At 57.5% G+C, this 22,466-nt stretch carries 24 protein-coding genes and 3 pseudogenes; 8 read left to right on the forward strand and 19 right to left on the reverse strand.

From position 1 onward, the window contains the following. Nucleotides 1-134: 134 nt before the first annotated feature. Genes BUA38_RS33730 through BUA38_RS33740 form a run of 3 tightly spaced genes read right to left on the reverse strand, consistent with a single transcriptional unit; the run spans nt 135 to nt 1,476 of the window. On the reverse strand, nt 135-848 hold the full coding sequence (locus BUA38_RS33730) for a DUF1376 domain-containing protein (RefSeq protein WP_072824939.1): 714 nt from the start codon (nt 846-848) through the stop codon (nt 135-137). Further along, the gene (locus tag BUA38_RS33735) at nt 845-1,135 is read right to left on the reverse strand and encodes a hypothetical protein (RefSeq protein ID WP_072824941.1); all 291 of its coding nucleotides are present in this window, start codon (nt 1,133-1,135) and stop codon (nt 845-847) included. The genes BUA38_RS33730 and BUA38_RS33735 overlap by 4 nt, the downstream gene beginning before the upstream one ends. After that, entirely contained in the window at nt 1,132-1,476 is a 345-nt protein-coding gene (locus BUA38_RS33740) for a hypothetical protein (protein WP_072824943.1), read from the reverse strand. The genes BUA38_RS33735 and BUA38_RS33740 overlap by 4 nt, the downstream gene beginning before the upstream one ends. Before the next feature lie 347 nt (nt 1,477-1,823). On the opposite strand from BUA38_RS33740, the gene BUA38_RS33745 reads away from it, so the two are divergent. Continuing rightward, nucleotides 1,824-2,591 (forward strand): phage/plasmid primase, P4 family, encoded by a 768-nt coding sequence (locus tag BUA38_RS33745; RefSeq protein ID WP_072824944.1) that lies wholly within the window; start codon nt 1,824-1,826, stop codon nt 2,589-2,591. Nucleotides 2,592-3,003: 412 nt separating this feature from the next. Here the strand turns inward: BUA38_RS33745 and BUA38_RS33750 are convergent, their stop codons facing one another. Continuing rightward, on the reverse strand, nt 3,004-3,669 hold the full coding sequence (locus tag BUA38_RS33750) for a recombinase family protein (protein WP_072824946.1): 666 nt from the start codon (nt 3,667-3,669) through the stop codon (nt 3,004-3,006). Between the two features lie 119 nt (nt 3,670-3,788). Here BUA38_RS33750 and BUA38_RS38905 point away from each other — a divergent pair. Both BUA38_RS38905 and BUA38_RS33760 read left to right on the forward strand, forming a co-directional pair. After that, a pseudogene (locus tag BUA38_RS38905) lies at nt 3,789-3,899 on the forward strand (helix-turn-helix domain-containing protein); the annotation flags it as partial. A gap of 1,490 nt (nt 3,900-5,389) precedes the next feature. Next, nucleotides 5,390-6,067 (forward strand): Crp/Fnr family transcriptional regulator, encoded by a 678-nt coding sequence (locus BUA38_RS33760; RefSeq protein WP_072824948.1) that lies wholly within the window; start codon nt 5,390-5,392, stop codon nt 6,065-6,067. A gap of 607 nt (nt 6,068-6,674) precedes the next feature. On the opposite strand, the gene BUA38_RS33765 is transcribed toward BUA38_RS33760, so the two are convergent. Beyond that, the gene (locus BUA38_RS33765; protein ID WP_156898851.1) at nt 6,675-6,932 is read right to left on the reverse strand and encodes a hypothetical protein; all 258 of its coding nucleotides are present in this window, start codon (nt 6,930-6,932) and stop codon (nt 6,675-6,677) included. 251 nt (nt 6,933-7,183) lie between these two features. On the opposite strand from BUA38_RS33765, the gene BUA38_RS37320 reads away from it, so the two are divergent. From BUA38_RS37320 to BUA38_RS37325, 3 genes and pseudogenes are all read left to right on the forward strand, one after another. Then, complete coding sequence (locus BUA38_RS37320; RefSeq protein ID WP_156898852.1) at nt 7,184-7,333, forward strand: hypothetical protein; 150 nt, start codon at nt 7,184-7,186, stop codon at nt 7,331-7,333. A gap of 272 nt (nt 7,334-7,605) precedes the next feature. Continuing rightward, a pseudogene (locus BUA38_RS38910) lies at nt 7,606-7,752 on the forward strand (DUF4167 domain-containing protein); the annotation flags it as partial. A 230-nt stretch (nt 7,753-7,982) separates the two neighbouring features. Beyond that, nucleotides 7,983-8,159: a hypothetical protein gene (locus BUA38_RS37325; RefSeq protein ID WP_156898853.1), complete on the forward strand. Its 177-nt coding sequence runs from the start codon at nt 7,983-7,985 to the stop codon at nt 8,157-8,159. Nucleotides 8,160-8,193: 34 nt separating this feature from the next. Here BUA38_RS37325 and BUA38_RS33775 read toward each other — a convergent pair whose 3' ends face one another. The 6 genes from BUA38_RS33775 to BUA38_RS37330 all read right to left on the reverse strand — a co-directional run bounded on the left by BUA38_RS33775 (nt 8,194) and on the right by BUA38_RS37330 (nt 12,911). Beyond that, nucleotides 8,194-9,147 (reverse strand): hypothetical protein, encoded by a 954-nt coding sequence (locus tag BUA38_RS33775; protein ID WP_197685891.1) that lies wholly within the window; start codon nt 9,145-9,147, stop codon nt 8,194-8,196. A 127-nt stretch (nt 9,148-9,274) separates the two neighbouring features. Next, a complete protein-coding gene (locus BUA38_RS33780) occupies nt 9,275-9,931 on the reverse strand; it encodes an SOS response-associated peptidase (protein WP_072824956.1) in 657 nt (218 codons plus the stop codon). A gap of 32 nt (nt 9,932-9,963) precedes the next feature. Beyond that, the gene (locus BUA38_RS33785; protein ID WP_072824958.1) at nt 9,964-10,527 is read right to left on the reverse strand and encodes a hypothetical protein; all 564 of its coding nucleotides are present in this window, start codon (nt 10,525-10,527) and stop codon (nt 9,964-9,966) included. A 120-nt stretch (nt 10,528-10,647) separates the two neighbouring features. After that, on the reverse strand, nt 10,648-10,980 hold the full coding sequence (locus tag BUA38_RS33790; protein WP_072824960.1) for a hypothetical protein: 333 nt from the start codon (nt 10,978-10,980) through the stop codon (nt 10,648-10,650). 361 nt (nt 10,981-11,341) lie between these two features. Further along, nucleotides 11,342-11,695: a hypothetical protein gene (locus tag BUA38_RS33795; RefSeq protein ID WP_156898854.1), complete on the reverse strand. Its 354-nt coding sequence runs from the start codon at nt 11,693-11,695 to the stop codon at nt 11,342-11,344. A 217-nt stretch (nt 11,696-11,912) separates the two neighbouring features. Beyond that, nucleotides 11,913-12,911, reverse strand: a complete 999-nt coding sequence (locus BUA38_RS37330; RefSeq protein WP_156898855.1) for a hypothetical protein — start codon at nt 12,909-12,911, stop codon at nt 11,913-11,915. Between the two features lie 234 nt (nt 12,912-13,145). Here BUA38_RS37330 and BUA38_RS38385 point away from each other — a divergent pair. Next, nucleotides 13,146-13,557: pseudogene (locus BUA38_RS38385) on the forward strand (hypothetical protein). Nucleotides 13,558-13,780: 223 nt separating this feature from the next. Here the strand turns inward: BUA38_RS38385 and BUA38_RS33810 are convergent. Further along, complete coding sequence (locus BUA38_RS33810; protein WP_172806133.1) at nt 13,781-14,059, reverse strand: hypothetical protein; 279 nt, start codon at nt 14,057-14,059, stop codon at nt 13,781-13,783. A 901-nt stretch (nt 14,060-14,960) separates the two neighbouring features. Here BUA38_RS33810 and BUA38_RS33825 point away from each other — a divergent pair. Next, on the forward strand, nt 14,961-15,512 hold the full coding sequence (locus BUA38_RS33825; RefSeq protein WP_338076305.1) for a hypothetical protein: 552 nt from the start codon (nt 14,961-14,963) through the stop codon (nt 15,510-15,512). Between the two features lie 165 nt (nt 15,513-15,677). Here BUA38_RS33825 and BUA38_RS33830 read toward each other — a convergent pair whose 3' ends face one another. From BUA38_RS33830 to BUA38_RS33860, 7 genes are all read right to left on the reverse strand, one after another. Beyond that, nucleotides 15,678-16,913: an ABC transporter substrate-binding protein gene (locus BUA38_RS33830; protein WP_072824970.1), complete on the reverse strand. Its 1,236-nt coding sequence runs from the start codon at nt 16,911-16,913 to the stop codon at nt 15,678-15,680. A 17-nt stretch (nt 16,914-16,930) separates the two neighbouring features. After that, nucleotides 16,931-17,482: a carboxymuconolactone decarboxylase family protein gene (locus BUA38_RS33835; RefSeq protein ID WP_072824973.1), complete on the reverse strand. Its 552-nt coding sequence runs from the start codon at nt 17,480-17,482 to the stop codon at nt 16,931-16,933. Nucleotides 17,483-17,497: 15 nt separating this feature from the next. Beyond that, nucleotides 17,498-18,418: a branched-chain amino acid ABC transporter permease gene (locus BUA38_RS33840; RefSeq protein ID WP_072824975.1), complete on the reverse strand. Its 921-nt coding sequence runs from the start codon at nt 18,416-18,418 to the stop codon at nt 17,498-17,500. Then, nucleotides 18,415-19,272 (reverse strand): branched-chain amino acid ABC transporter permease, encoded by an 858-nt coding sequence (locus tag BUA38_RS33845; protein WP_197685892.1) that lies wholly within the window; start codon nt 19,270-19,272, stop codon nt 18,415-18,417. The genes BUA38_RS33840 and BUA38_RS33845 overlap by 4 nt, the downstream gene beginning before the upstream one ends. Then, on the reverse strand, nt 19,256-20,047 hold the full coding sequence (locus tag BUA38_RS33850; RefSeq protein WP_072824979.1) for an ABC transporter ATP-binding protein: 792 nt from the start codon (nt 20,045-20,047) through the stop codon (nt 19,256-19,258). The genes BUA38_RS33845 and BUA38_RS33850 overlap by 17 nt, the downstream gene beginning before the upstream one ends. Further along, nucleotides 20,044-20,919, reverse strand: a complete 876-nt coding sequence (locus BUA38_RS33855; protein ID WP_083587873.1) for an ABC transporter ATP-binding protein — start codon at nt 20,917-20,919, stop codon at nt 20,044-20,046. Before BUA38_RS33855 ends, BUA38_RS33850 begins: the two co-directional genes overlap by 4 nt. Before the next feature lie 195 nt (nt 20,920-21,114). Then, on the reverse strand, nt 21,115-22,428 hold the full coding sequence (locus BUA38_RS33860) for an LLM class flavin-dependent oxidoreductase (RefSeq protein WP_197685893.1): 1,314 nt from the start codon (nt 22,426-22,428) through the stop codon (nt 21,115-21,117). Nucleotides 22,429-22,466: the final 38 nt, after the last annotated feature.

A 22,466-nucleotide genomic window follows, 5' to 3' on the forward strand; every position in this document is an offset into this window, starting at 1 on the left:
TGGGCCAATTATTGCAAAGTCCTTACGACTGTAAATCGCCACGAAAGACGTTGCGGGCGTGAACGAACGGCACACGGCACATCGGATTGGCGTAAGTCATTGCAAAGTCACAACCCCACTCAGCGGACGCTGGGCTAACGCATCGCGGCCAATGCAGCCAACTCAAGATTGTTGCGGTCGTGTACGCGTCGAAACGTCGTATCGAAATAACCCAGCGGTTTCCTATGGCCGCCCTTGTGCGCAATCATTCGGGTTTCGGCGATGATCATTGAACGTGGATAGCCAGCGTTGATCCAAGCCTTCGTGTGATCGGCCAGAACTTCCCAGCCCTCCGTTGAAGTCGGGTTCTCGAAGCCGGCCGCTAGCAAAAACTCAAGACCAAGCGTTCTTGCTTCTTCGTTGAAAGCCTCTTCGATTGTCTCGCGCGCGTCCGCGTCAACAACAACAACACCACTCTGATGTACGTGTAAGTGTGTGTGGTCCTGCTGCGGCTCCTGCGCCGGCTCTGCTCTAGCTCTGCGCAGGCTATGCCCCAGCTCTGCTTTTTCTCTGTTTTTATTGGACAAATCGATAATCTTTGCCAATTCGAGATCAAGTCTTTCGCTTGTCCATTGATCACCAAAAAACTCGCTAATTGCTGCCCTTGATTTGTTCCACTGCTTCGGCGTCATCCGTGCGATGCGTGCCAGTTTTTGGTCGTCGTCGGGTAGCCCGCCGTTTTCCCAGTAGCTCCAAATAAGCCGGAGCAGCGCAATCGCTTGTGCGTCAGATATTAGGTTGGCCTTGGCAAAAAACTCAGCGCCATGGAACGGAACCCATGGTCGCCTCACGGCCGTGCCGATCTTCATACGAGCACCTTCACTTTGCTGAAGTGACCCAGCGCGACGGCGATGGGGCCGTTGACGGCGTGACGGATCGTTTCTGGCGAAACCCCATGCTGCAAGGCCAGTGACGTCAAGATCGCCGCGCACTCAGCATTTAGCTGCAAGGGCGTTCCAGCCTTTGCGACGTCGAGGAAAATCTCTGCAAGTTCGCCATTCGGAAACCGGCCAGCACTGGCACGGTATCGGTGGCCGTCGAGTTGAAAGGTGTAGGTTTCGTTGGCGCGGCGGTTAGCGAGGCGACGGCGGGTCATGTCCTGCACCCCGCAACAAACTTGAGGAGTGCGGTGACCAACTCGCGAGCCATTACCTTGTCGATGTTGCTGATGCCTGATCTGGTTGGCTTCAGCTCCTGGAGGCCGTTAGGCTCATGCTGCCTGATGTCGAGTAAGGGGTGCTGACCATCCTCTTTGACTGAGACCACAACGGCATTGCGGTTGCCCTTGCGGATCGTCGCGACGATGCCAGGCGGCTTGTCTTGCTTTCGAGATGAGGTTTCGCTATTTCTGCAAATGAGCCGGCTGCCAAGCTGCTCCGATTTCCGAAGCCCGTTCACCGTGTCCGCGGTGGCGGGCTTCGCTGCTTCTGCGTCCATAGGTTGGGTGCTCCAATACACATGATGTCGGCCCGCGCGCGCGAGGTCCGAACGACGATGATGTTTTGAGTGGGAATGCACCCGTCCCCGGGGCAGTGAGCTCAGGCTGTCCGTCCCCGGATGCCCGCTCTGGTCGCCAGTTCTTCGGTCGTCTCGACCAAATCAAAATAATTTGGATTAGGGCGGCCCGCAGGCCGTTTCAGATATTCAGTTGAACCAAATCGGCGTGTCTCAGGCCGCCTTATCTTTGGTGATCCGCTCGTAGTGAGCACGCAGCACACCCTTCGATGCGATCCACTGGTTTCCTTCTTTGCCGCCGGGCAGTTTACCCGTAGACAGCTTGTAATATGTGGCTCTTTCTGAACACCATCGTCAAGGTGTTCGGCGAGTACGCCACAGTCGCGGACATGGCCACATTCATTGATTCCAAGAACGACAGGCATCCAACGGAGCTGGCGAAGCTACGCGGCTCCCGCCTCGTTGTGGCACAAGAAACGCAACAGGGACGATCATGGGATGAAGCCAAGATCAAAGCGATTACCGGAGGTGATAAACAAACCGCACGATTCATGCGGCAGGATTTCTTCGACTTCTATCCGACGTTCAAGCTGTTCATCGCCGGGAATCACAAGCCGCGATTACAGAACGTCGATGAGGCGATGCGCCGCCGGTTGCTTCTGGTTCCGTTCACCGTGCAAATTCCGCCAGTCGAGCGCGATCCGAAATTGACAGACAAGCTAAGAGCCGAATGGCCAGCGATCCTACGTTGGGCGATTGATGGCTGTCTTGAGTGGCAACGCATCGGGTTGGCACCGCCTGCCATGGTGACCGATGCGACGGACGAGTACTTCGATAGCGAGGATTCGTTCGGCCAATGGCTCGAAGATAAGTGCGATTCCGATCCTGGCAACGGCCACAAGTGGGATCGGATCAGTGACCTGTTTGCCGATTGGTCCGCGTATGCCGTAGCTGGTGGCGACAAGGCAGGCTCTACCAAGGCCTTCAACAGCCTGATGGCCAGCCGTGGGTTCACCGCCTGCCGGAAAGGCAGTCCCCATCAGGAGCGTTGTTTCGCCGGAGTTCGGCTCAAACTTGACGTTGGGCCGGCGTCGTGAAGGGGGTCGAAGGAAATTAGACAGGTTCAGACAGGTCCTCACCTTATAGACGTACAACAGGTTCCATTGTCTATACGTCCTATAGCGGTAGACCTGTCTGAATCTGTCTATGGCAACATCACAGCCGTTGCGAGCCGAGGCCCCGCCAATGGTGAGGCAATCAGTGCCATTGGCATGTGCATGACGGCCAATGAGAAGATTTCATAAGGTTTGGGCCGATTAATCTCGCACAGGCAGACGCACGCGCCGCCAAATAGCAGAGTCACGTCAGCTACTTGCGGCGGTCAGTGCGACGATGCTCGTAAATCAAGTTTTTCAAATCCGCACAACGCTCCAATTCCAACAATTCCAATACGTGCCCAATCAATCGTGTTCGATGCTGTTGCCTCGCCCCTCCGGTCGCTGAGCAAGGTCAATTCGCCGCCAATCGGCGTTGAATGCGGATGACAGTCACAGCGGACCATTTGCCGCCTGTTGGCGTCGCTATCTTGCGCTCGTTCAGTGCTGCCGCGATGGCGCGGGCAGATCGCAAGCCGGACAGTTCCTTAAAGACCGTGCGCAGCCCTTCGGCGCGTTGCTGGGCCTCGGCATGAGTTCGCATGGTGCCAGCATTTGCACCACCCAGCGCGACTCCCTGTGCCTTCTTGGCGGCAAGCGCGTCCCTGGTTGGCTCACTGATCCGGCGACGCTCCTGTTCAGCCACGGCGGCATGAATGTGGAGCATGAACGGATCAACGTTGCGCCCAAGCTCGGTCACGATGAACGGCGTCTTGTGCGCCATCAGACCAGAGATAAAATGAACATCGCGGGAGAGCCGATCCAATTTCGCTACGATGATCGGGGGCTTGTGCAGCTTCGTCGAATACTGCTTCGCGACCCTCAACGCCGCTGCGAGTTGTGGCCGGCGTTCGAGCGCGTCAGCCCCCTTCCCGGTCTCGACCTCTTGAAATGTTTCGATGAGGTCGAAGCCCTCATCCTCTGCGAACCGATCAATCGCGGCCTGTTGAGCCGCAAGTCCCAATCCCGACCTGCCCTGTCGGCCAGTCGATACTCGTATGTACGCAATGGCGCTTTGCATGGCTCTTGCCCCCAAATCTGAAACACAGCAACGAACGTCGCTATGTTGCAGGACCAACGCAGCAAAGGCGATGAGTCACTTCAACGCACCACCACCACCGAAACGAACAATGCCTAACGCCGCATCAGAAGCGCGAAGCAATCAAGCGCCGCGATGCCGGCGAGGCAAACACAGCCATCGCTCGCGACTTTAACGTAAGCCACCAAACGATTGGCCGACTATCGGCTTGATCAGCATAGGCGAGCGCCTGCCCTTCTCCGGTCCTGTCACCGAAGTCGGGGATAGCTGATCGACTGCTCTTGCCACGATAACCCAGCCTGATGCCATACGCCGCGCCGTCACTATCACCACGCCAGCGTCTCGATCCCGCTATGGGCAATCGGCCGAACCGAGGGGGTAGACCCCCCCGCCTCCACACACGGTTCGTAATTCAATCATGCCCTATCTGAAATTATTTCGGTCGGGTTACGGCGGCTCTGATTGTAGCTTTGTCTAACACACGCTTCACGACGGAACACCGATTTTGTTGAATGCCGCACAGCACGGGTAATTTGTGGGTTAGTGTCCATGAGACTGCCTTCAATAAATAGAGGAGAAGAAAGCAGATGAAGAAAATGTTTGTGGCGGCCCTCGTACTCGGTGCATTCGTCAGTGCGACTGCAACTTCGGCATTCGCTGAGACACGTGCGCAATTTTGTAGCCGCTGGCACCACGTGTGCGAACGCTGCGATGGTCTCGGAGCCAGAGTCCCACGCCATGAGTGCTTGAGTACGTGCAGCGTCCGGCTCTCAAGCTGCCAGCAGACCGGATGTTATTACTTTAGGGCTACTGGCGAGCAATGCATGGGTAAGCCCGCGCGTTGAACAGCGTCACAGCTATCTCCCTTTCGCGTCAAGACGATAAAGCTAGGTCGTTGACAATCGTTCTGTTGTTAGACGGGCTGCCACTCATTCCAACCAGGAACAATCGCCCGATCCGAGGGGGTACATCCCCCGCCTATTAGGGAGGATCGTGAATCTATGATGCCCCACCCGAAATTTTTTCGGTCCAGTTATGGCGGACGAGGTTGTATCCTTGTCCAACACACGCTTAACGAAAGGCTGCCTGTATGCCCCGACCGGCTTTGTCTACGCGCTGGACGTTCCCATGACGTCGCTGGTCGCGCCATCCTGAATCCTTGGAACCGACGTCGCCGTGACCGCTTGTGATAGGCGACCGGATGCATGGCGCCCCCCAGGCATCCGATGAACTGACGGCCTCAGCCTGTACCCCCGCGCTGAGGCCGTTTTCTATTTCCGAATGTGAGCAAAATTGACCACGGGCTCAGAGCGAAACCGCGCCATGACTATCTGTCACCGCACGGTACCCGGCCGCTACCGGTGACGAGAGCAAAGCTCCCGCCTGAACCAAAGGGGGCATCATGCCTTCGCCTGACAGAAAGCCAGAGCCGGAACCCGACAGCCGCCGCCAGACGGCGCACTTTATCGAGATGCGGCGCAATGTGCTGCGATATGCTCGGACGTTCCCACCCGGGGGCCAACGCAACCAGCACCGGCAGATTGCGTTATCGCTTCGCGCGCTGTTCAGAAGTAAAACATGGCTCGAAAGCCACACGTTGGACGGCTGACGCAGAAACGTTTTCCTTATAATATTTCGCAAACCGCCAGGCGCGCGCAGCCTGCGATTTGACGGCCGTCGTCTGGGCCAAAGGAGGCCCGTCATGAGCACCCCGCCGAAGGACATATTTGACGCCAAGCTCTTTCTCGCCAAAGTCGGGGACGGGAAAGCTATCCTTGAATTTCACAAGAACCAGAAAATCTTCGAACAGGGCGACGTCGCCGAGACGGTGTTTTACATTCAAAAAGGCAAGGTCAAGCTCACCGTCTTGTCCGAACAGGGCAAGGAAGCTGTCGTCGCGATCCTTGAGCCCGGACATTTCTTCGGCGAAGGCTGCATGAACGGCCATAAGGTGCGCATATCGACGACAACCGCGATGGAAGATTGTGTGATCACTTCCATCGCCAAAGCAGCCATGATCACCGCGCTCCATGATGAGCCGAAATTCTCCGAGTTATTCATGTCCTATCTCCTGACCCGGAACAGCCGGATTGAGGAGGACCTGATCGACCAGCTGTTCAATTCAAGCGAGCGGCGGCTAGCCCGGCTGCTTTTGCTGCTCGCCAATTTCGGCAAGGACGGCGAGCCACAGCGGATCAGCCCGAATATCAGCCAGGAAACGCTGGCCGAGATGGTTGGCACCACCCGGTCCCGCGTCAGCCATTTCATGAACAAATTTCGAAAGCTGGGGCTCATCAGCTACAACGGCCATATCGAGGTCAACAACTCGCTGCTGTCTGCGGTTTTGCACGAGAAGCCTCTGCTCAAAGAGCGTGACTAGGACCAACCATCAATAACTTTCGGAATGTGAGCTGTATTGAACAGCATCCCGAAACTCAAGCGAGCATGATTGCTCCACTACCGCGCCATGTTGGCTGCCATCGGTGACCGAGAGTTCGGTAACGCTCCCGCCTTATATGGAGAAAAACCGTGACCTTACCCGACCAATTCTTGACCGATATCGAGCGCGCTCGCTGCTCCCGTTGCCAAACGCGGATGATGCTTGAACGCGTTTCGGCAGGACCAATTGGTTTCAAACGCCGGCTGTTCGAATGCCCCAAATGCGACCAGGTTGAGATGAGGATTATTGCATCGGATCCCCTCAAATCGAAGGTGGCCGGCTGGCTCGCCGGCGAACTCAGGGCGCCGAACTAAGAGCCAACTTCACGGAGGCGGCACATGCTCGATAAACAAAACCAAGGCCCGCAATGCACCGCCTGCGGTTCGCCCATGAGGCTGTCGGTGATTGAGCCGAGCATGTGGGGCCAGGATCTACGGACGTTTGCTTGCCCGCATTGCAAGAGAGTTCAGCGGCACGTCATCGAAAGCACGGTGACTGAGGCGTGGGTCGCGCCAAGGGAGCAATGATAGCGGTCGCGGACTAGCTATCAATGGGCGGCTCGTGGCAACAGGTAGCGCACCGTCACGCCCACCAGATGGTCCTCTTCCACCACCAGGACGTCACCGGCTTTCATTTCATTACGCATCACCAGACGACATGAGACCAGTCTATCGTTCGAGCCAGGAAAGTCATCGAGCGAGGAATGCAGCTCGCGTGCGTTGATCAGAATGTGCTTCATGCCTCGGGAGACCGCACGCCCAAATTGAGCGTTCAATTCTTGACTATAGTGGTCTGACGAAGCCATCGATGTTCTCCTCAAAGTAGCGGGCAACGGCTGTACGCTCAATCGGCAGCGAAGTCTCTGGTCTTGTTTTAGCGTACCGGTCGCACCCCACCAATCCCGTAAAAACGTCGCTTAATGGCACTAAACCGACTGCCTGCGAAGTCCGCAGCTTAGTCGCTGTTGGGGTGAGAGCGCACACGATGCCGAGAGCGAAAATCGCAGACATGCCCAGCGGGGTTTAATTCTGCTCCCGGCATCCCCACATATAGCCCATGACCTCATGGCAACCACCCAAGCGCGAACCGAAGAAGACCAGGGCAGAGCTGTACGAGATGCTGGCCGAGGCCGTTCGCAATACGCAGCCTGAGAACAAGCGCCTGCAACGGGTCAAGAAAAAAGGTCGCGGCGAAAAGGCCGCGTGACTTTTAACGCCCGCATAGCGGCGTTCTTTGCCAACTCGATCCGTCTCCACTCCGTGCTCACCCTCGCCCAGCAGAGGAACTAGGATGCAATGGAGCGGTTGAAGTAACACCTATCAAAGCCCTCAAGATATTTTGCGCGACGCGCCCAGCGCAAAGGATCGACTGTAATCACTAGGCAGCGGCGCCAAAGTACGAAAGTCATGACCAACGCTATGCTGCGAAGATCGCAACCCACCCACCGAAGACCTGCCGGGTTCGTCCGCGCCCAGGTAGGTAATGTTCAACACTTCCATAAAAGCTATGAACGCTATTTGGACTTAGCCCGCGCCGAAACTCTGACCGGAGATCGGATCGAGGCGGAAAATTACTTCCAACACGCCGAACACTATCTCCGAGCGATGCGCGAGAAGCAAAGTTAAGGATGCGAGCCAGCTATGGTTTGCGTCCGCCGGTTGAGCCGGCAGGACGGAAGCGGACATCGGTGAGCCGAAACGTATCATGATTGTTGAGGACAGCGGAATACGCCACCGAATCGGTTCGGTGGATCAGCATCGTCCACGATGTCCATTTCATTATGTTTTTTGAATGAGGCGCACTGATCCAATCGCGTGAGATAATGAACGTCTGATGAGTCCTTGGGGAGTTCTCGATGTCAAAATTTGCCATTGGCGATAGAGTCGATAAAGCCACCGACGAACACGAAGGCGGCGTCGTTGTCGCTGTGTTCCCAACAGATGACGGCAATTTCAGATACGCCGTCGATATGGAAGGGTACGGCGCGCTGCAATTCCTGAGCGAAGAAAAATTAGTCGTTCACCGGGTCTAGGAGACAGCCCGAGGCACAAGCGCGTGCTAACGCGTCAAGCGTTGCCCTTTGCTGGGCGGCCTTCGATTTGCTGTTTCGGGGATACCGCCCTCGCCGGTGGCTTAGGTTTATTGAGCAATTTCCCGAGCGCCTTTGTTAGTTCGGCTTCGTCCTTGAGAGCGTTTGTCAGCCGTTCAGCAAGTTCGGCAAGAACAACTCGGATTGCCTGAGCTATCTCTAGACATTCAACGTCGGTCTGCGCGTGAAGTCCTGTGCTTAAGCTGTCATGTAACAGCGTCATTGGATTGTGCCCCTGAATGCGAAGGCTTTCAGGTATTGCGTCTTTGATCATGTCGAGAGATTTTGAGAATTGTGTCTCTTTTCTTGCAGATTCGAGTGAAGCAAGAGTCTCGGCCGGTGCGTTGATTAGCTTTGCAACGCGAATAATCTCGCCAATGATCGCGGTGCGTTGATCCTCAACAACCCGACGATAGTAGACAAAGGCACCGACGCCCAGGCCTTGGCTTTCACATCGGCGCCCCTTCATGAAGAGGTCACGGTTATGTTCGAAGAGCTTTAAGAGCCGGGGCGGAGTGCTCGGTCCGAAAGGCGGCATCTCGCCGTATTTATAACATAGGCCAACCTCGTCATTTTCACTCTCGGCTGCGGCATTCAGTGAATAGACCTTAGTTGACCGTCGGCAATTTGAACAAACATAAGTCAAGTACGTTAGCAGGCGCTTGCTGTCCTTGGGCTGCCGGTCCCCGGCTACAAAGCGAAAATGCCGGAGGCCATCACACTCCGTGTCGTCGCAATGCAGCGTCAGGCGAGGAGTGTTGATTTGCCATGGGGCGTATTTGTTGGTGTTGCGTATCTCGGGGCTAAATAGGTCTGAGATTTTGATGTTGACGCCGGGTGGCTTAGTTTCGAGAAAACTGGCGAGCGTCATTACTTCTACGTCTGGCTTTCTGTCGTCCGATACGTCAGGCTGGTCGCTACTATCGCTCATCAAAAAGCGGCTCCGAAAAAGGCAAACACGGTTCATATCCAAGCTCAACCGAGGCGAATGCGCAATCTCAATTTGAGCTGTCGTAACGTTACGCGCGACGGCTACCAACGCAACGGCGTGTTCCGGCTCACAGATTGTCCTCCTTGTCCGCCCCGCGCATCACGATCTTCAACGCATCGTCAAGCAACGGCCGTTGCAGCGCATTCGCCTCATCCCATGGCGCGCGCATCCAAACGTCGCGTTCTTCATCTGTCGTCAGGATCACCGGCATGGCCTTGGGGTGGATAGGTTCGACGACGGCGTTCGGCGAGGTCGTCAGGAATCCATAAACCTCATGCGGCCCCGGTATCGGCTTGGACTTGGTGCCGCGATCACCGTTGAAGGTTGTCCATATCCCAGCGAACGCGGTCAATGGCCTGTCATCATTTAGCGCGAACCACACCACGTCTTTCTTCTTCGTCTCGGGATTAGGCTCAGGCGCATACTCGGCGAAGGAATTGAACGGCACCAAGCAACGGTTCTCGGGCTTGAGCCATCCACGCCAGTGCGGCGATGACGTGTTGCGAATGTTGGTGACCGGCGGTCCGCCAGTGCGCGGCGGTGGCGGCATTCCCCAACGCATCATGGCCAGTTCGGTGCCGGACTCGGTATTGCGGATCACGGGCGCTGGATAGTCAGGAAAGACCCCCGGCATAGGCGCAAGGTTGCCGACGTATCGGTTTACCACGCGGAACAGCGCGATGATGGCGGCTTGGTTGGTGGTGATACTGTAGAGGTTACACATTTATTAGTGATGCTGGGCCGGGCCAAGCATGATCAAGAGCCAGCGCCCGTAATCCACTGGATTGCTTTTTGCACAAGGGGATTGTCAAAGGCTGCACTTAGAAGCCCTTTTGCATCAGCTTTCTCTTTCGTCGAGGCGCCTGCGCTGTCGATATAGTTGTTCAATCGCTCTAGCGCGAGATTGACGTTTTGGATGTTACCGCTCCCGCCGATCTGCACGCCCTGCGAGCCGTGAACGTTTACGCTTTTGTCTACGCTCGTATGGATATTAATAGCGAAAGGAGGTTTGGTGGCACCCTCAATAACATCGACGCCATAGGCATTGATCCTTGCCATTAGAATTAGGTACTTCGCCGGACTATTGATGCCGCCTGTCACCGGATGCCACTCAATTAGACCTTTATCTGCGAGTTGCTCGATAATTCTTGCCACGGTATCAGATGCGATGCCCGTGTCGGTGAAATTACTTAGTTCGGCAGGCTGCCTTGCATCTCTGATGTCGTAGAGCCGTTTCAGAACAACGCCTCTCGCCTCTTGGTCTTTCATTTCTTTCCCTTTTTCACCGTTCGCCCGGCCACCACGTTGACGGCGGATCAATCGCCGATGTTTTCGTCGGCTACAATGCTACCAGATGGCTGCGCGTGTAGGGATAGGCGTTTATCATCTCCGACGTGACTTCGGCGCGGCCGGATATTGTGTGTGTCGGCGAAATTGCCCTTACGGCGCGATAGGTGGCGCGAGTTCTAATACCTCGCACTGCTCCTTGGCATATTCCCAGGCAGAGAACACCACCCGTGCGTCGGTACGATCAACTGGCATGACGTAAGGGTCCTCACCAAACATCACCCATTGCTCATACAGAGCGTTTGCGGTCATGCCTGGCTTCAACATATGAGTTAGGCATCCATCGACGATCTGCTTGCACGCCGCGACAGCCTCATCAGCGGTGCCGAACGCGCCATGTTCGTACCGATGTTCTTCGTCCATATAGTGGAAATTGTCGTCGATTAAGACCTTGTATCTATTTCCAGTCGTCGTTTCCTTCGTCATCGTCCTCCTTGATCCGAGGCCCTTTGGCCTCCCCCCATTCATTATAGCACACTGCTATTTCCAGCCGGCCAACTTCGCCAATCGTTGAGTTGAAAGACAGGCAAGCCCGTAGCGAGGCTCAGGACTCGTCTGCCGGCCGCCCTACCTTGCCCCTGCCCATAGGAAACAAGCGCACCACGGATTCGCGCTAGGTCATGAGGGACATAGCGAGCCGCGACGATAGGATTGAAAAACCTGTCACACCAATGCAGATCGGCCGATCCATGCAACGCTGGTGGTTGATGAAGCCGTCAAACATGCTCTCGCCAAGGTGGCGATATTACACCTATACGAAAGGTGCCAGTGATGCGGCTGGACATTATTACGGCGTGACGGATGGCGCCTTTATTTCTGGAAGCAAAAACAGTGGCGCCGTTGCAATCTGATAAGCCAAATTGGCGGCGTGCTCAAAATTGGCTGCCTGCGCCTGCGTTAATACCTCGCACCGTTCCTTGGCATAGTCCAAAGCAGAGAATTTGTGGGTGGGAATAAACGGCTCATCATCTCCGACTATCGCATATAGATCAAAATCGTCCTCGCACATCGCATATAGGTTAAACAGAGCCTCTGCGGTCATGCCGGGTTTCAACAGACGTTCTAGACGTTCATCGACGATCAGCTTGCCGACCGCGACATTGGGGTCGTCCAACCCACCATTCGTACCAACCTTCGCCATGTCCCTCCTTGATCCGAGGCCCTTGGCCTCAACCCATACATTGTAGCACACTGCCATTTCCAGCCGGCCGGCTTCGCCAGATGATGGAGTTGAATGACGAGCAAGCCCCTAGCAAGGCTCAGGATTCGTCGGCTGGCCCGGGGCTACCTGGATAAGGGATAAGGAAATGAATGCACCACGGATTCGCGCTAGGTCATGGCGGCCCGTTGGCGCAGACTTAGAAGAATAAGTCCTTGATCGCTTCAAACACAGATTGAAGGGCAGAAAAAACAGACTGAACCCACGAAGCGTGCAGGAGTTGTTGAGCGATTTCCTTGCCGGCCTGAATTGCAGCACCTTTTATAACGTTCGTCACGAACGTATCGACTCGTTCTTGCCATTTGTTGATGCTTGGATCAGCAACCTTGGCAGCCTCGGCGAGTTTTTCCAAATCAGATGGCGCGGTCGCGCGTGGCGCTTTCAACAAGGCGATCAGGTTTTGAATACTCGCTTCGTCAACGTTCAGATCTTCGTCGAGATAGATTCCACTATTATGACCTATGCCAGGTGGTCGCGGCGCTAGAGCCACGCCAGCGGGTCGAGCGGTAAGCGTTGCTTCCAAGACAGCAACACGCGCCTCTAGTGTTTCGAATTTTGATCGCTCGGCAATCAGATCGGCTGGTTCACCACCGTTAACGAATGCGCCCTCCCTCGCATTGATCGCGGCGCGGCCCGTCGCCATAGCCATCGATCTGGCCGAGAGCGCAACGTGGTTGGGAGGGGCTTTCAGTGGAAGAGGTGTAGAGCCGGCCACTGCTGCCGTGAATTCGAGGGGGGCGCCAAAGTCGGCAACCACTTTTGTCGTCGGAACCACTCCGGGGTTAAACGGCGGCGGTTGTCGCAGCGGTTGCGGTACATCCCACCATTGCGAAAGGTACGTTGCGGGATCAACTGTGCGCAGCGGGAGCGGCGTGCTTGAGACTTGGGTCACAGCACCATCGGTCATAGACCGAAGCGACGGATTTCCATTGAGAATGGTATGAGAGCTGACCACCGGCGGTAGCTCATCCGACTTGGTGGTGCCGGCTGCCTCATCGAGCTGAAATTGCTCCGGCGGAGACGTTGGAGGCTGAACGATTGGACGTGAATCCAACACACCAACGCTCGGTCCCGCTGGGGCGAGCGGAGTTGGGATTATTGGCGGATTAGGCGAACTCGGATCATCGATAGAAGACATCGCTCTGTCCCTCGCATGACAACACGCACTTGGGTGACTATGAGCGCGTTTTCCAGAGCCTCTCGCCAGGAACGCACAGGTATTTATCTTATATCGGATTCGCTGAATGTTCTTATCGGTCGGTACAACCGTACACGCGGGTGATTTCGTGAACATGCGGTGGCGCGGTACTGCTTTCCGCCCAACATCTAGGGCGATTGCACAACGCCGCGCGCCGCGCTCAAATGCCACCCCATGGCCCGCAAATCTCACCACATGCCGCTATCCGGCGGCGACCGAAAGGCGCTGACGAAAGAACTCGGCAAGAGCCGGGCCATGACGCGCATCTTTTGCCGAGCGGTCGGCGGAGAAGCGACGCGAGGGCGAGGCTCTGATTCGCGAGGCAGACAGCTTTGCCTGCCAGTCCTGGAATGAACGCATGTGGAGCGACGGCGGTCCTATCGATCCCAGCCAGACCGTCGATCAGGCCATTAACGGGTCCTACCCATGGCTTGAGATCGAATGCTCGCGATGCAAGGCCCGGCGGGATGTCGATCTAGCCGCCCTGCCCCACGTTTCGACTACGTTCGTTCATGACCTCGCGTCCCGGCTGGTTTGTCAGAAGTGCAGGAAGGCCGGCAAACGTCCGGCTGCGATTTTGCAGTGAGGCGCCCTTACTTCATCGGCTGGAGTGCATGGCTTGCTCAACTTCGTCGGCGAGCCGATTGAGATGCTCATGCAATCTGCCGAACATTTCACGTTTGGTCTCATCTGTAGCTTGGTCGCGGATTGACGCGGCCTCAATGGCATCCCTTCGAAGCTTTTCAATTGAGGCTTGACAGTCTTGCACCGCCGTCCACCTAGATTTTAGGCCACCCACCCAGGCGGCCTTACTGCGATTCCTCAACAGTATGAGTGCTTAGCCACGCCTTGTTTTTATAAAGCCTGCGCAGTGAATTGGCTGTTTGGCGGCGGTCATTCCGCTTTGGGCCACGCGGTAATGACCGGGCGAACAGGAGCATCTGGCGGCGCAGGTCGATAAGCTCCTGAATGGTGTAAAGGCCCGATGAGGCGATCTTTCGGTTGGCTTGGGGCATGATGCTCCCCCCGAATTGAGATACAGCCATCATGCGCGTCGCATCACCGATGAGATGGTCAATTTTGCTCACTTCACAAAAATTTAACAAATAGGACCGCTCAGGCCGCCTTGCTTTGTCAACTCGCGGACTTCGCTGGGTTTGAGATTTAGAATTGCCTCTTGTTCTGGCGTCAAGCTTTCGGCCGCGACTGTGGCCGTCCAGCCTACTGGTACAGCGCAGAGTACCAGAGTTACTGCTTGGTCTGGTTTGGCTGCGGCGACCCAAAGCTGCCTTTTCGGAAGGCCCCTTATGGAGCTATCCGTCGAGACTTCAACCAAAGTGGTTTGGTTTCCGTACGACTGGGCCATCAGGCGCCTATAAGGAGCCGACGCTAAACCGGCGCTCGCAGACCGGAGGCCATCCATTTCGTTGACGCGGTCGCAGTTTCTAATTTGTAGACGTGATCACAGTTGATGCCCTGAAAGGTGCGTACCTCGAATCCGATCTGCGAAGGCTTGATTTGTGTGAGGACCAACCGTTCCAGGCATTTCGGACAGGGATGGGATTGAGTTGCTGTGCGGCTGTGGTCGAACAAGACTGCTAATGAGGGCATGATGTAGTCCCTTACATCAGGCGGGAGCACAACACTCTCGGTCACCGATAGATGCCGTTACTGGGGCGGTGATCGAGACACCTTGCGGCAGAATGAACCTCCGCCACTGGTCAATATTGCTCACTTCATAAATAATTCACGAATGGGGCAACTGAGGCGGCATTACCCCTTATCCTCGGACCAAGTTTGCTCCCCGCACCCGCACTTGAACCTGCGAACGGTGCGGCCGTTTCGTGGATTGAGCATTTTCAGAATGAGCTTCGGCTTCTCGCCACAAAGGCTGCACCTTTGGACCGGGTTGGGATCAAAGCTGGAAAAGACTTCGTTTTTGAAGTCGTTATTCATCGGATCACTCGCCGTTGAGGGCGAGCTTCTAAGTTGCAAAGTGAACATTCGTTCCAAATTACCTTACCAGCCCTGCATTTGGGCATGGAACAACGGTCAGATGTTCCGCACCGTTTGCAGCGCCCCTTCTGCGGCTTGCACAAATGTTCTCCTTTTGTTCTAATTGCTGATCACCTTGCCATTCAGGCCAGCACCATGACCAACGACCACCCCGCATCCTGGCGAATGCCAACCCGTGAACAGATGGAGAAGCTGGCATCTCAGCGCCCTCTCACAACGCCAGAGCCGGCACCTGACGAGTCGCCGGCTGGTTGGTGGGATGCGGTCCTCTCCGACCCGCGCGCCGCTGGCAAGCCTTGGTTGCCAATCCAGCAGCGTCGGCTGTCCGAGATCGCCCGGCACCTGCTTCGCGTGGAGTGCCGGCGCTGCTTGCGCATCGTCGAAATTCAGAAGGTCGATGCTCTCCGGCTCTATGGCCCGCACGCTGTATGGAAAGACGTAGGCGTGCGCCTGTTGGACAATACTTGCCAGTACCGCACCGGGCGGCACGAGGAAGATGGTTGCTGGCCGGGTTGGGATAGCTGAGAGGCGTGGTTGGCAGTGACGGGTTCGAACCGCCGACATCCTGCGTTTACGTTAGTCACTCTATCGAGAAGCCCTAGAAACACGTAATAGGCTTTAAGCGCCGTTAGTCACTCTAACTGATTGACCTTCTTGGGTTGTAGCTCTCCTGCTGGGATCGCCATGCCGTCAGGCCGCTCCCCCGACAGTTCCCAGGATCACGTCTTTTCCGTCACGAATGACCTGGTGCAGAAACGGGCGGCCAATCAGTTCACCGCGTTCATCGAATTTGATGTCCTGGCCGGCGCCGGTGAAATCGACCGCCTCACCCTTACGCACGAGGGCAAGCGCCTCGACGCCGGTCGCCACCTTCGTGCCGGGTCCGTTGGTGATTTGGATGACCTGCTTGGCGAAGTCGACCGGATTCGCCGACTTGGCCTTCTCGATCGAAGCGGCAAGAACGTTGATGGCATCGAACTGAAGCGCGGCGAATGGAAACACCGTGCCTTCGGGCGCGCCCATCGCCTTGACGAACGCCTTGTACTCCGGCCGATCCAGCGGACTGATCGGTTGGACATGTTCAATTCCCTCGGCGACTTCCTTGCCGACATTCTTGATGAAGGGGCTGCTGCCATCGATACCCGCCGCGGCCGCGATCGTCAGCGAGACCACCTTGCCCTTGTAGCCGCCGCGATAGATCTCCTTGGCAATCGATGTGAACTGATTGACGTAGCCGGGCACGAAGACGGCCTCGGGCCCGGCGGCATAGACCTTTTCGATTTCCGCTCGGTAAGATGGCTGATCGGGCTTGAACTCAACGTTTGAAATGACCTTCGCACCACCCTTCTCGATGGTCTCGACGAAAGACGGGATCATGGCGGCGACAAACGGGTTTTGTAGCTGAAGCAGGCCTATTTTCTTGTATCGACCTTTCAGGATGGCGAGCGCGGCCGGTTCACCCCAACTCGACGCACGCGCCTGAAAACGCCAGACGAGGCCTTTGGTGTCGCCTTCCGTCACTTCGTCGGCAGACCCGAGCGCTGTCAGCACGACGTTCTTTTCCAGCGTCAGCGGGCGAACGGCCAGAATCGGTGCCGAGCCCCAAACCGCCGTGATGGCCACGACCTTGTCGATATCGAGCAGCTTCCGCGCGGCCTTGACCGCGGCGGTCGCATTGGTCTCGTCGTCCTCGACGAACAGCTCGATCTTGCGGCCGCCCAGCACGCCTCCAGCAGCGTTGATCTGGTCTGCCGCAAGCTTTGAAGCCTTGACGATGTCGGCGCCATAGGGGCCACCGCCGCCGGTGAGCGGCGCCAGCACACCGATGCGGACCGGTTCGCTCGTCTGTGCAAACGCAAGGCGGCTTGCGAACGGTAGACCACTGATACCTGCCAGCAGCGAACGGCGCGAAATAACGGAAATCATCGTCTGTCCTCTTTGTACTATTCGGCCGCGTCGCGAACGACCACGCCCTGCTCGATGTCAAACTGCAATATGTCGTTGAAGCGATTGAACGCGCCGCAAAGCGCAGTTCGCCAGGTCAGTTCCACGATTTGCGCTTCCGAAAAATGCTCGCGCAGCCGCACGAAGATCTCGTCGCGGGTCCTGTTCCAGTTATTGGTGACGGCGATGGCGTATTCGACGACGAGTTTGTCGTCGTCGGTCAGTTCGGGATGGTCCTTGTAGTCGAGGAGCCGTTCCGCGCCCTCTTCGGAAACGCCCTGTATCGCGAGCTTTGGCGCGTGGTGCGAAACGCAATAGGTGCATTTGTTCAGAAGCGACACCGTGACCAGCGCCAGCTCCAGATAGCGCTTCGACAAAACAGCTTCATCTGAAAGATCGACCAGCATCGACCAGATGTGCTTGAAGATCGGCGGCCGATGCGCCATGACGCCCGCCTGATTTTCGAACGCGCCATAGGTCGTCATCTTGTCCCATAGCGGCTGAAGTTCTGCAGGCAAGTCCTCTCTGGTTTTGACACTGACGCGGGACACGAGTTTCTCCTTGAATTACGAATTCACATCGGGACGCGGCGATTGACCGATCGAGAGCCGGTATTCCGATGCGATGCCTTGGGGACGGAAAATCAATATTGCAACGAGGCCTGCCCCGATCAAGGCAAGACGTAGAGACGCCGACTGCTGCGCCGAAAGGACCGGCACGAAATCCTTCAGGAATCTCGTCCCCTCCAGGAGGACCATCACTGTGCAAGCGCCGAGCAGAAGGCCGCGATTGGAACCCCTTCCACCGACAATCACCGCCATGAACGCGTAGACGGTCACGAAGCCGGCAAACTCGGTCGGATCGATGTAGGTGAAGTAATATGCATGAAGTGCGCCCGCGAGGCCGATGACGGCTCCGCCGATCGCAAACGCCTGCACCCGTAGCGCGAGCACATTCTTTCCAAGCGTCGCGGCAACAACATCATCCTCCCGGACGGCGCGAAGCGCCCGGCCGAACGGTGAACGGATGATCCGGTCCAGCAGAAGATAGCTAACTGTTACGAGCGCCAGACACAGCAGCAGGAAAAACAACTCGTAGCGTTCACCGCCGACGAGGCCGATCAAAGGTCGCGGAATATCACGAATGCCATTGGTGCCTCCCGTCAGCCACGTTTCATTCGTGAGCACGAGCCGAACGAGCTCGGCAAAAGCCAGCGTGGTGATCGCAAGATAATCCTCGCGCAGCTTGAGCGTCGCCAGCGATACCAGCGCCGAAAGCGCCGCCGTCACCGCGATGGCCGCGACCGTCGCCGTCAGCCCGTCGACGCCCCCCTTCGACAAGATGGCGGCGGTATAGGCGCCGACCCCATAGAAGCCGGCGAGCCCAAAATTAAGCATTCCCGCCTGGCCCCACTGCATATTGAGCGCGAAGCCAAGCAGCACGGCGAGAGACACGAAGGTCAGGATCGCGATGAAATAGCCGATCATCGGCGGATCCTCGCGACGCCAAAGAGCCCTTGCGGACGCAGCAGGAGCACCAGCACGAGCACCACGAAGCTGACGCCCTGGCGATAGGTCGTGGATATGGCCAGAGCCGAGGTTTCCTCCACCAGGCCAATGATCAGCGCGCCAGCGACCGCGCCAAATGGGTTCCCGATGCCGCCGATCACGGCGGCTGCAAAAACCGACACGAGATAGTTCATGCCAATCGTTGGATCGACGACCCCATCCAGCGCAATCATGACCCCGGCGAGCGCCGTCAGCACGCCCGAGATCGCCCAGGTCCAGTCAACGGTGCGATTGCGGCGGATGCCTCGCACCTCCGCCAAGTCGGGATCATCGGAAATGGCCCGCATCGCGCGGCCGAGCCGCGTGGCTCTCAGGATGAAAGCGACGACCGCCATCGCCGAGAGTGCTACGATGGCAATTGTCAGCTGTTCATGGTTCAGCCGCAGACCGTTCCACAGCAGGGGGCGCGCCACTGGAACGTCCAACGTTCGGACGTCCGCGCCATAGAAGAAGCGAAGGACGTTCTCCAGCACGAAGGCGACGCCCATCGACGCCACCAGCAGCGTGACGTGGTCGGCATTTCGAACCCGCCGATACACGCCGTGCTGGATGACGATGGCCAAGAGCGCCAGAACGATCGCGGCTACCGGCGCCGCGATCGCGATGGGCGCGCCGAAGGAAGCGTTCGCGATATAAGCGAGATAGGCCCCGGTCGTGATCATCGCGCCGATCGAGAAGTTGGCGAAGTTCAGGATCCCGTAGGTCAGCGACAGGGCGATCGCCGGAAGCGCGATCAAAAGCCCCGAGACGAGCCCGTTAAGCAGCGCTTGCATCATCTGTCATCCTGCGATGATCCGCCTTCGTCGACGCGGCCTTGGCGCCGCCCAGAAACAGCTCCCTGACAAGCGGGTCGGACAGGAACGCGTCGGAAACCCATCTGCCCTTGATCTCGCCGGCAACCAGCAAGATGGCATCGTGGGTAATCCGCATGGCCTCGATCAGATTCTGCTCGATCATCGCGACGGTCACGCCGGACCGGTTCACCGCGGCCACAGCGTCCAGCATGGTCGTGACATAGCGGGGTGAAAGCCCTGCCGACGGCTCATCCAGCAAGAGCGTCGTTGGCCCGGGAGCCAGGGCACACCCCATCGCGAGCATCTGGCGCTGGCCGCCGCTTAGCGTACCGGCGACGTGTTTTAATCGTCCGGACAAATCAGGAAAAAGATCGATGATCCGGTCACGCGCGGCAGTGTATTCGCTCGTGGACGCCTTCCGACGAATGAATTCGAATCCAATGCGCAAGTTTTCGTCGACCGTCAGATTTCGGAAAACATTGCGTTCCTGCGGAACGTAGCCGAGCCCGGCCAACGCCCGCTGCGGCGGCGGCAACCGTGTCACGTCGCGGCCATCGATCAATATCTGGCCCACGCGCGGACGCAGCAGGCCTGCGAGCGTCTTCATCAATGTCGACTTGCCGGCGCCGTTGGGACCCGCAATAGTCGTAATGCGGCCTCTGGCTGCGGCAAGCGTCACGGACCTGATAATATCGGACGCGTTGTAGCCGGCCGATACGGCGCGCAGTTCGAGCGGATCAGGCAACGCCGTCATGTCTTCAGCCCAAGATAGGCTTCAACCACGCGCGCATCACTGACGACTTCCGCGAACGGCCCTTCGGTCAGAACCTTTCCAGCCGCCATCACGTAGACATGGTCACACAGCGCCGCGACGACATCGAGATCGTGTTCGACGATCAGAAAATTCACGCCCTCGCCCGCGAGCCTGCGGATCGTCGCGACGAGCACCTCTTCCATCGCCGGCGCGACACCCGCCGCAGGTTCATCCAGCAGGATGAGCCTTGGCTTGAGCATCAACGCGCGGCTCAGTTCGAGCAGTTTCTTTTGCCCGCCGGAAAGATTGGCGGCCGGCTCGTCGGCGAGCCGCCACATATTGACTCTTTGCAACGCTGAACGGGCGACCTCGATCGCCGCCTCTTCCTCGCGCCGGATCCTTCCCGGTCGCGCGAATACGCTGATCAGGCCCTCGCCGGTTTGCGAAGCGCGGGCAAGCAGCAGGTTCTCAAGGACCGTGAGTTGGCCCAACTCACGCGATATCTGAAACGTCCTTACCAGACCTCGTGCTGCAAGGCGGTGTTGCGGCAGAGAGCCAATTTCATCGCCAAGGAATTGAATTCGTCCAGCCGTCGCCCGCTCGACGCCCGAGATGACATTCAGCAGCGTCGTCTTGCCGGCACCGTTAGGCCCAATGAGGCCGGTGATCCGCCCCTCGATCAGGCCGAGGTCGACTCCCGAAACGGCCTCGAGGCCGCCATAGGCCTTGCGGACTCCCTGTACCTGGAGGAGCGGCGCGTCCTGTCCGTTGGTCACAACGGCAGCCGGCGATGCGGCGGACTGGAATTGCGGGGGATCCGACACAATGCGAAATTCAACGCTGTCTTGGAGGGTGATGGCGGATGAATTCATTAGCGGTACTTTGCAAGCTTCAGGCCACGCGCGAGGCGGCCGAGCACCGGATGATGCGGTAGGAGCGCTACATTAGTTTGCCCTGCAACATATTGGTCAACCTTGAAAAAATAAGAAAATCGTTCTTCTTGGTGATCGACTGGTAGATCAAATGACCTAAGACCGCTCCGGCTGCGACACCGGCGTTTCGTGAATTCAGGTGTGGAGGTGGCCGCGCAGCGTGGCGGCGGTGTAGTCCTTCCGGAACACACCGAGCCGTTGCAGTTCCGGGACCACACCGTCGGCAAACTCGGCAAAGGAATCCGGCAGGAACGCCGGGGATACGACAAAACCGTCCGCATCGCCCGAGGTAAAGATATCGGCAAGTTCATCGGCGATTTGCCCGGCGGTGCCGCAGAGTTGCGGCACCAGCACGCTCTCGCCGTACTTGCGGCCGATCTCGCGCAAGCTCAGCGAGTTGTCCTTGGCGATCCGGGACGCCATTGCAATCAGGCTCTGCGTGCCGCTGCTCTGCAATTGCTCGACCGGCGCGTCGAGATCGAGCATTGAGAGATCCACGTTGGAATGTGCCGCGAGCGTCGATAGCCCGACCATTGGATCAACGAGCGAGTTGGCAAGATCGCGCTTCTCTTGCGCCTCCTCCCGTGTGCGGCCGACAAAAGGCATGATCGCCGTCAACGACTTGCAGCTGCCGGCCGGCCGCTTGAGCCGCTCCGTCTCTTCGCGAACTCCCAGCGTCGAACGCTTCATGTGTTCGCGGGTCGGCGAGATGTTGAAAATGACCTCCGCCCATTTCACCGCGAAAGCACGTCCGCGGTCAGACGCACCCGCCTGGATAATGACCGGCCGTCCCTGCGGCCCCGCGGGAATATTGAGTGGCCCGCGCGATTTGAAATAAGCGCCGTCGTGATTGACGTAATGAACCTTCGCCGGATCGGCATAGATGCCTTTGCCGCGATCGAGGCGAAGCGCCCCCTCTTCCCAGCTGTCCCACAGCTTGAAAATCAGCTCCATGAATTCCTCGGCACGATCGTAGCGCTGATCATGGCTGAGATGACTTTCGACACCGAAATTCATGGCCTCGCCGTCATTCATTGAGGTCACGACATTCCAGGCGGCGCGACCGTTCGATAAATGATCGATCGTCCGAAATTCCCGCGCCAGATGATAGGGCTGGTCGTAGGTGGTGGAACGCGTCGCACCAAGGCCGATATGCCGCGTCGTCGCCGCCAGCGCACCGAGAATCGGCACCGGATCCATGCGCGTGGAATCCTGATCGCCATGGCGTATTCCGACTTCCTTGTCGTTGCCATATCGGTCGGCGATCGCTAGGCGATCCGCGAAAAAGATGAGATCGAACTTCCCCTGCTCGAGCTTGCGCGCAACCTCGACGTAATACTCCGTCGTCAGGAAAGGCACCTCGTGGGAGGGATTTCGCCAGAGCGCGTGGCTATGCGCCACGGGGCCTGCAATCAGGAAGCCGGCGAGATTCATGTGACGGGACGACAATGGCGCGCTCCCCAAGGGCGGTTTCATGCAGGCCGATA

This window comes from Bradyrhizobium erythrophlei, from assembly GCF_900142985.1.
Taxonomy (GTDB): Bacteria; Pseudomonadota; Alphaproteobacteria; order Rhizobiales; family Xanthobacteraceae; genus Bradyrhizobium; species Bradyrhizobium erythrophlei_B.

What these genes read in the sequence shown, in the direction of transcription:
- BUA38_RS33730 (WP_072824939.1), bottom strand. Translation starts at nt 848, where the DNA reads ATGAAGATCGGCACGGCCGTGAGGCGACCATGGGTTCCGTTCCATGGC.
- BUA38_RS33735 (WP_072824941.1), bottom strand. Translation starts at nt 1,135, where the DNA reads ATGACCCGCCGTCGCCTCGCTAACCGCCGCGCCAACGAAACCTACACC.
- BUA38_RS33740 (WP_072824943.1), bottom strand. Translation starts at nt 1,476, where the DNA reads ATGGACGCAGAAGCAGCGAAGCCCGCCACCGCGGACACGGTGAACGGG.
- BUA38_RS33745 (WP_072824944.1), top strand. Translation starts at nt 1,824, where the DNA reads ATGTGGCTCTTTCTGAACACCATCGTCAAGGTGTTCGGCGAGTACGCC.
- BUA38_RS33750 (WP_072824946.1), bottom strand. Translation starts at nt 3,669, where the DNA reads ATGCAAAGCGCCATTGCGTACATACGAGTATCGACTGGCCGACAGGGC.
- BUA38_RS33760 (WP_072824948.1), top strand. Translation starts at nt 5,390, where the DNA reads ATGAGCACCCCGCCGAAGGACATATTTGACGCCAAGCTCTTTCTCGCC.
- BUA38_RS33765 (WP_156898851.1), bottom strand. Translation starts at nt 6,932, where the DNA reads ATGGCTTCGTCAGACCACTATAGTCAAGAATTGAACGCTCAATTTGGG.
- BUA38_RS37320 (WP_156898852.1), top strand. Translation starts at nt 7,184, where the DNA reads ATGACCTCATGGCAACCACCCAAGCGCGAACCGAAGAAGACCAGGGCA.
- BUA38_RS37325 (WP_156898853.1), top strand. Translation starts at nt 7,983, where the DNA reads ATGTCAAAATTTGCCATTGGCGATAGAGTCGATAAAGCCACCGACGAA.
- BUA38_RS33775 (WP_197685891.1), bottom strand. Translation starts at nt 9,147, where the DNA reads ATGAGCGATAGTAGCGACCAGCCTGACGTATCGGACGACAGAAAGCCA.
- BUA38_RS33780 (WP_072824956.1), bottom strand. Translation starts at nt 9,931, where the DNA reads ATGTGTAACCTCTACAGTATCACCACCAACCAAGCCGCCATCATCGCG.
- BUA38_RS33790 (WP_072824960.1), bottom strand. Translation starts at nt 10,980, where the DNA reads ATGACGAAGGAAACGACGACTGGAAATAGATACAAGGTCTTAATCGAC.
- BUA38_RS33795 (WP_156898854.1), bottom strand. Translation starts at nt 11,695, where the DNA reads ATGGCGAAGGTTGGTACGAATGGTGGGTTGGACGACCCCAATGTCGCG.
- BUA38_RS37330 (WP_156898855.1), bottom strand. Translation starts at nt 12,911, where the DNA reads ATGTCTTCTATCGATGATCCGAGTTCGCCTAATCCGCCAATAATCCCA.
- BUA38_RS33830 (WP_072824970.1), bottom strand. Translation starts at nt 16,913, where the DNA reads ATGATTTCCGTTATTTCGCGCCGTTCGCTGCTGGCAGGTATCAGTGGT.
- BUA38_RS33840 (WP_072824975.1), bottom strand. Translation starts at nt 18,418, where the DNA reads ATGATCGGCTATTTCATCGCGATCCTGACCTTCGTGTCTCTCGCCGTG.
- BUA38_RS33845 (WP_197685892.1), bottom strand. Translation starts at nt 19,272, where the DNA reads ATGCAAGCGCTGCTTAACGGGCTCGTCTCGGGGCTTTTGATCGCGCTT.
- BUA38_RS33850 (WP_072824979.1), bottom strand. Translation starts at nt 20,047, where the DNA reads ATGACGGCGTTGCCTGATCCGCTCGAACTGCGCGCCGTATCGGCCGGC.
- BUA38_RS33855 (WP_083587873.1), bottom strand. Translation starts at nt 20,919, where the DNA reads ATGAATTCATCCGCCATCACCCTCCAAGACAGCGTTGAATTTCGCATT.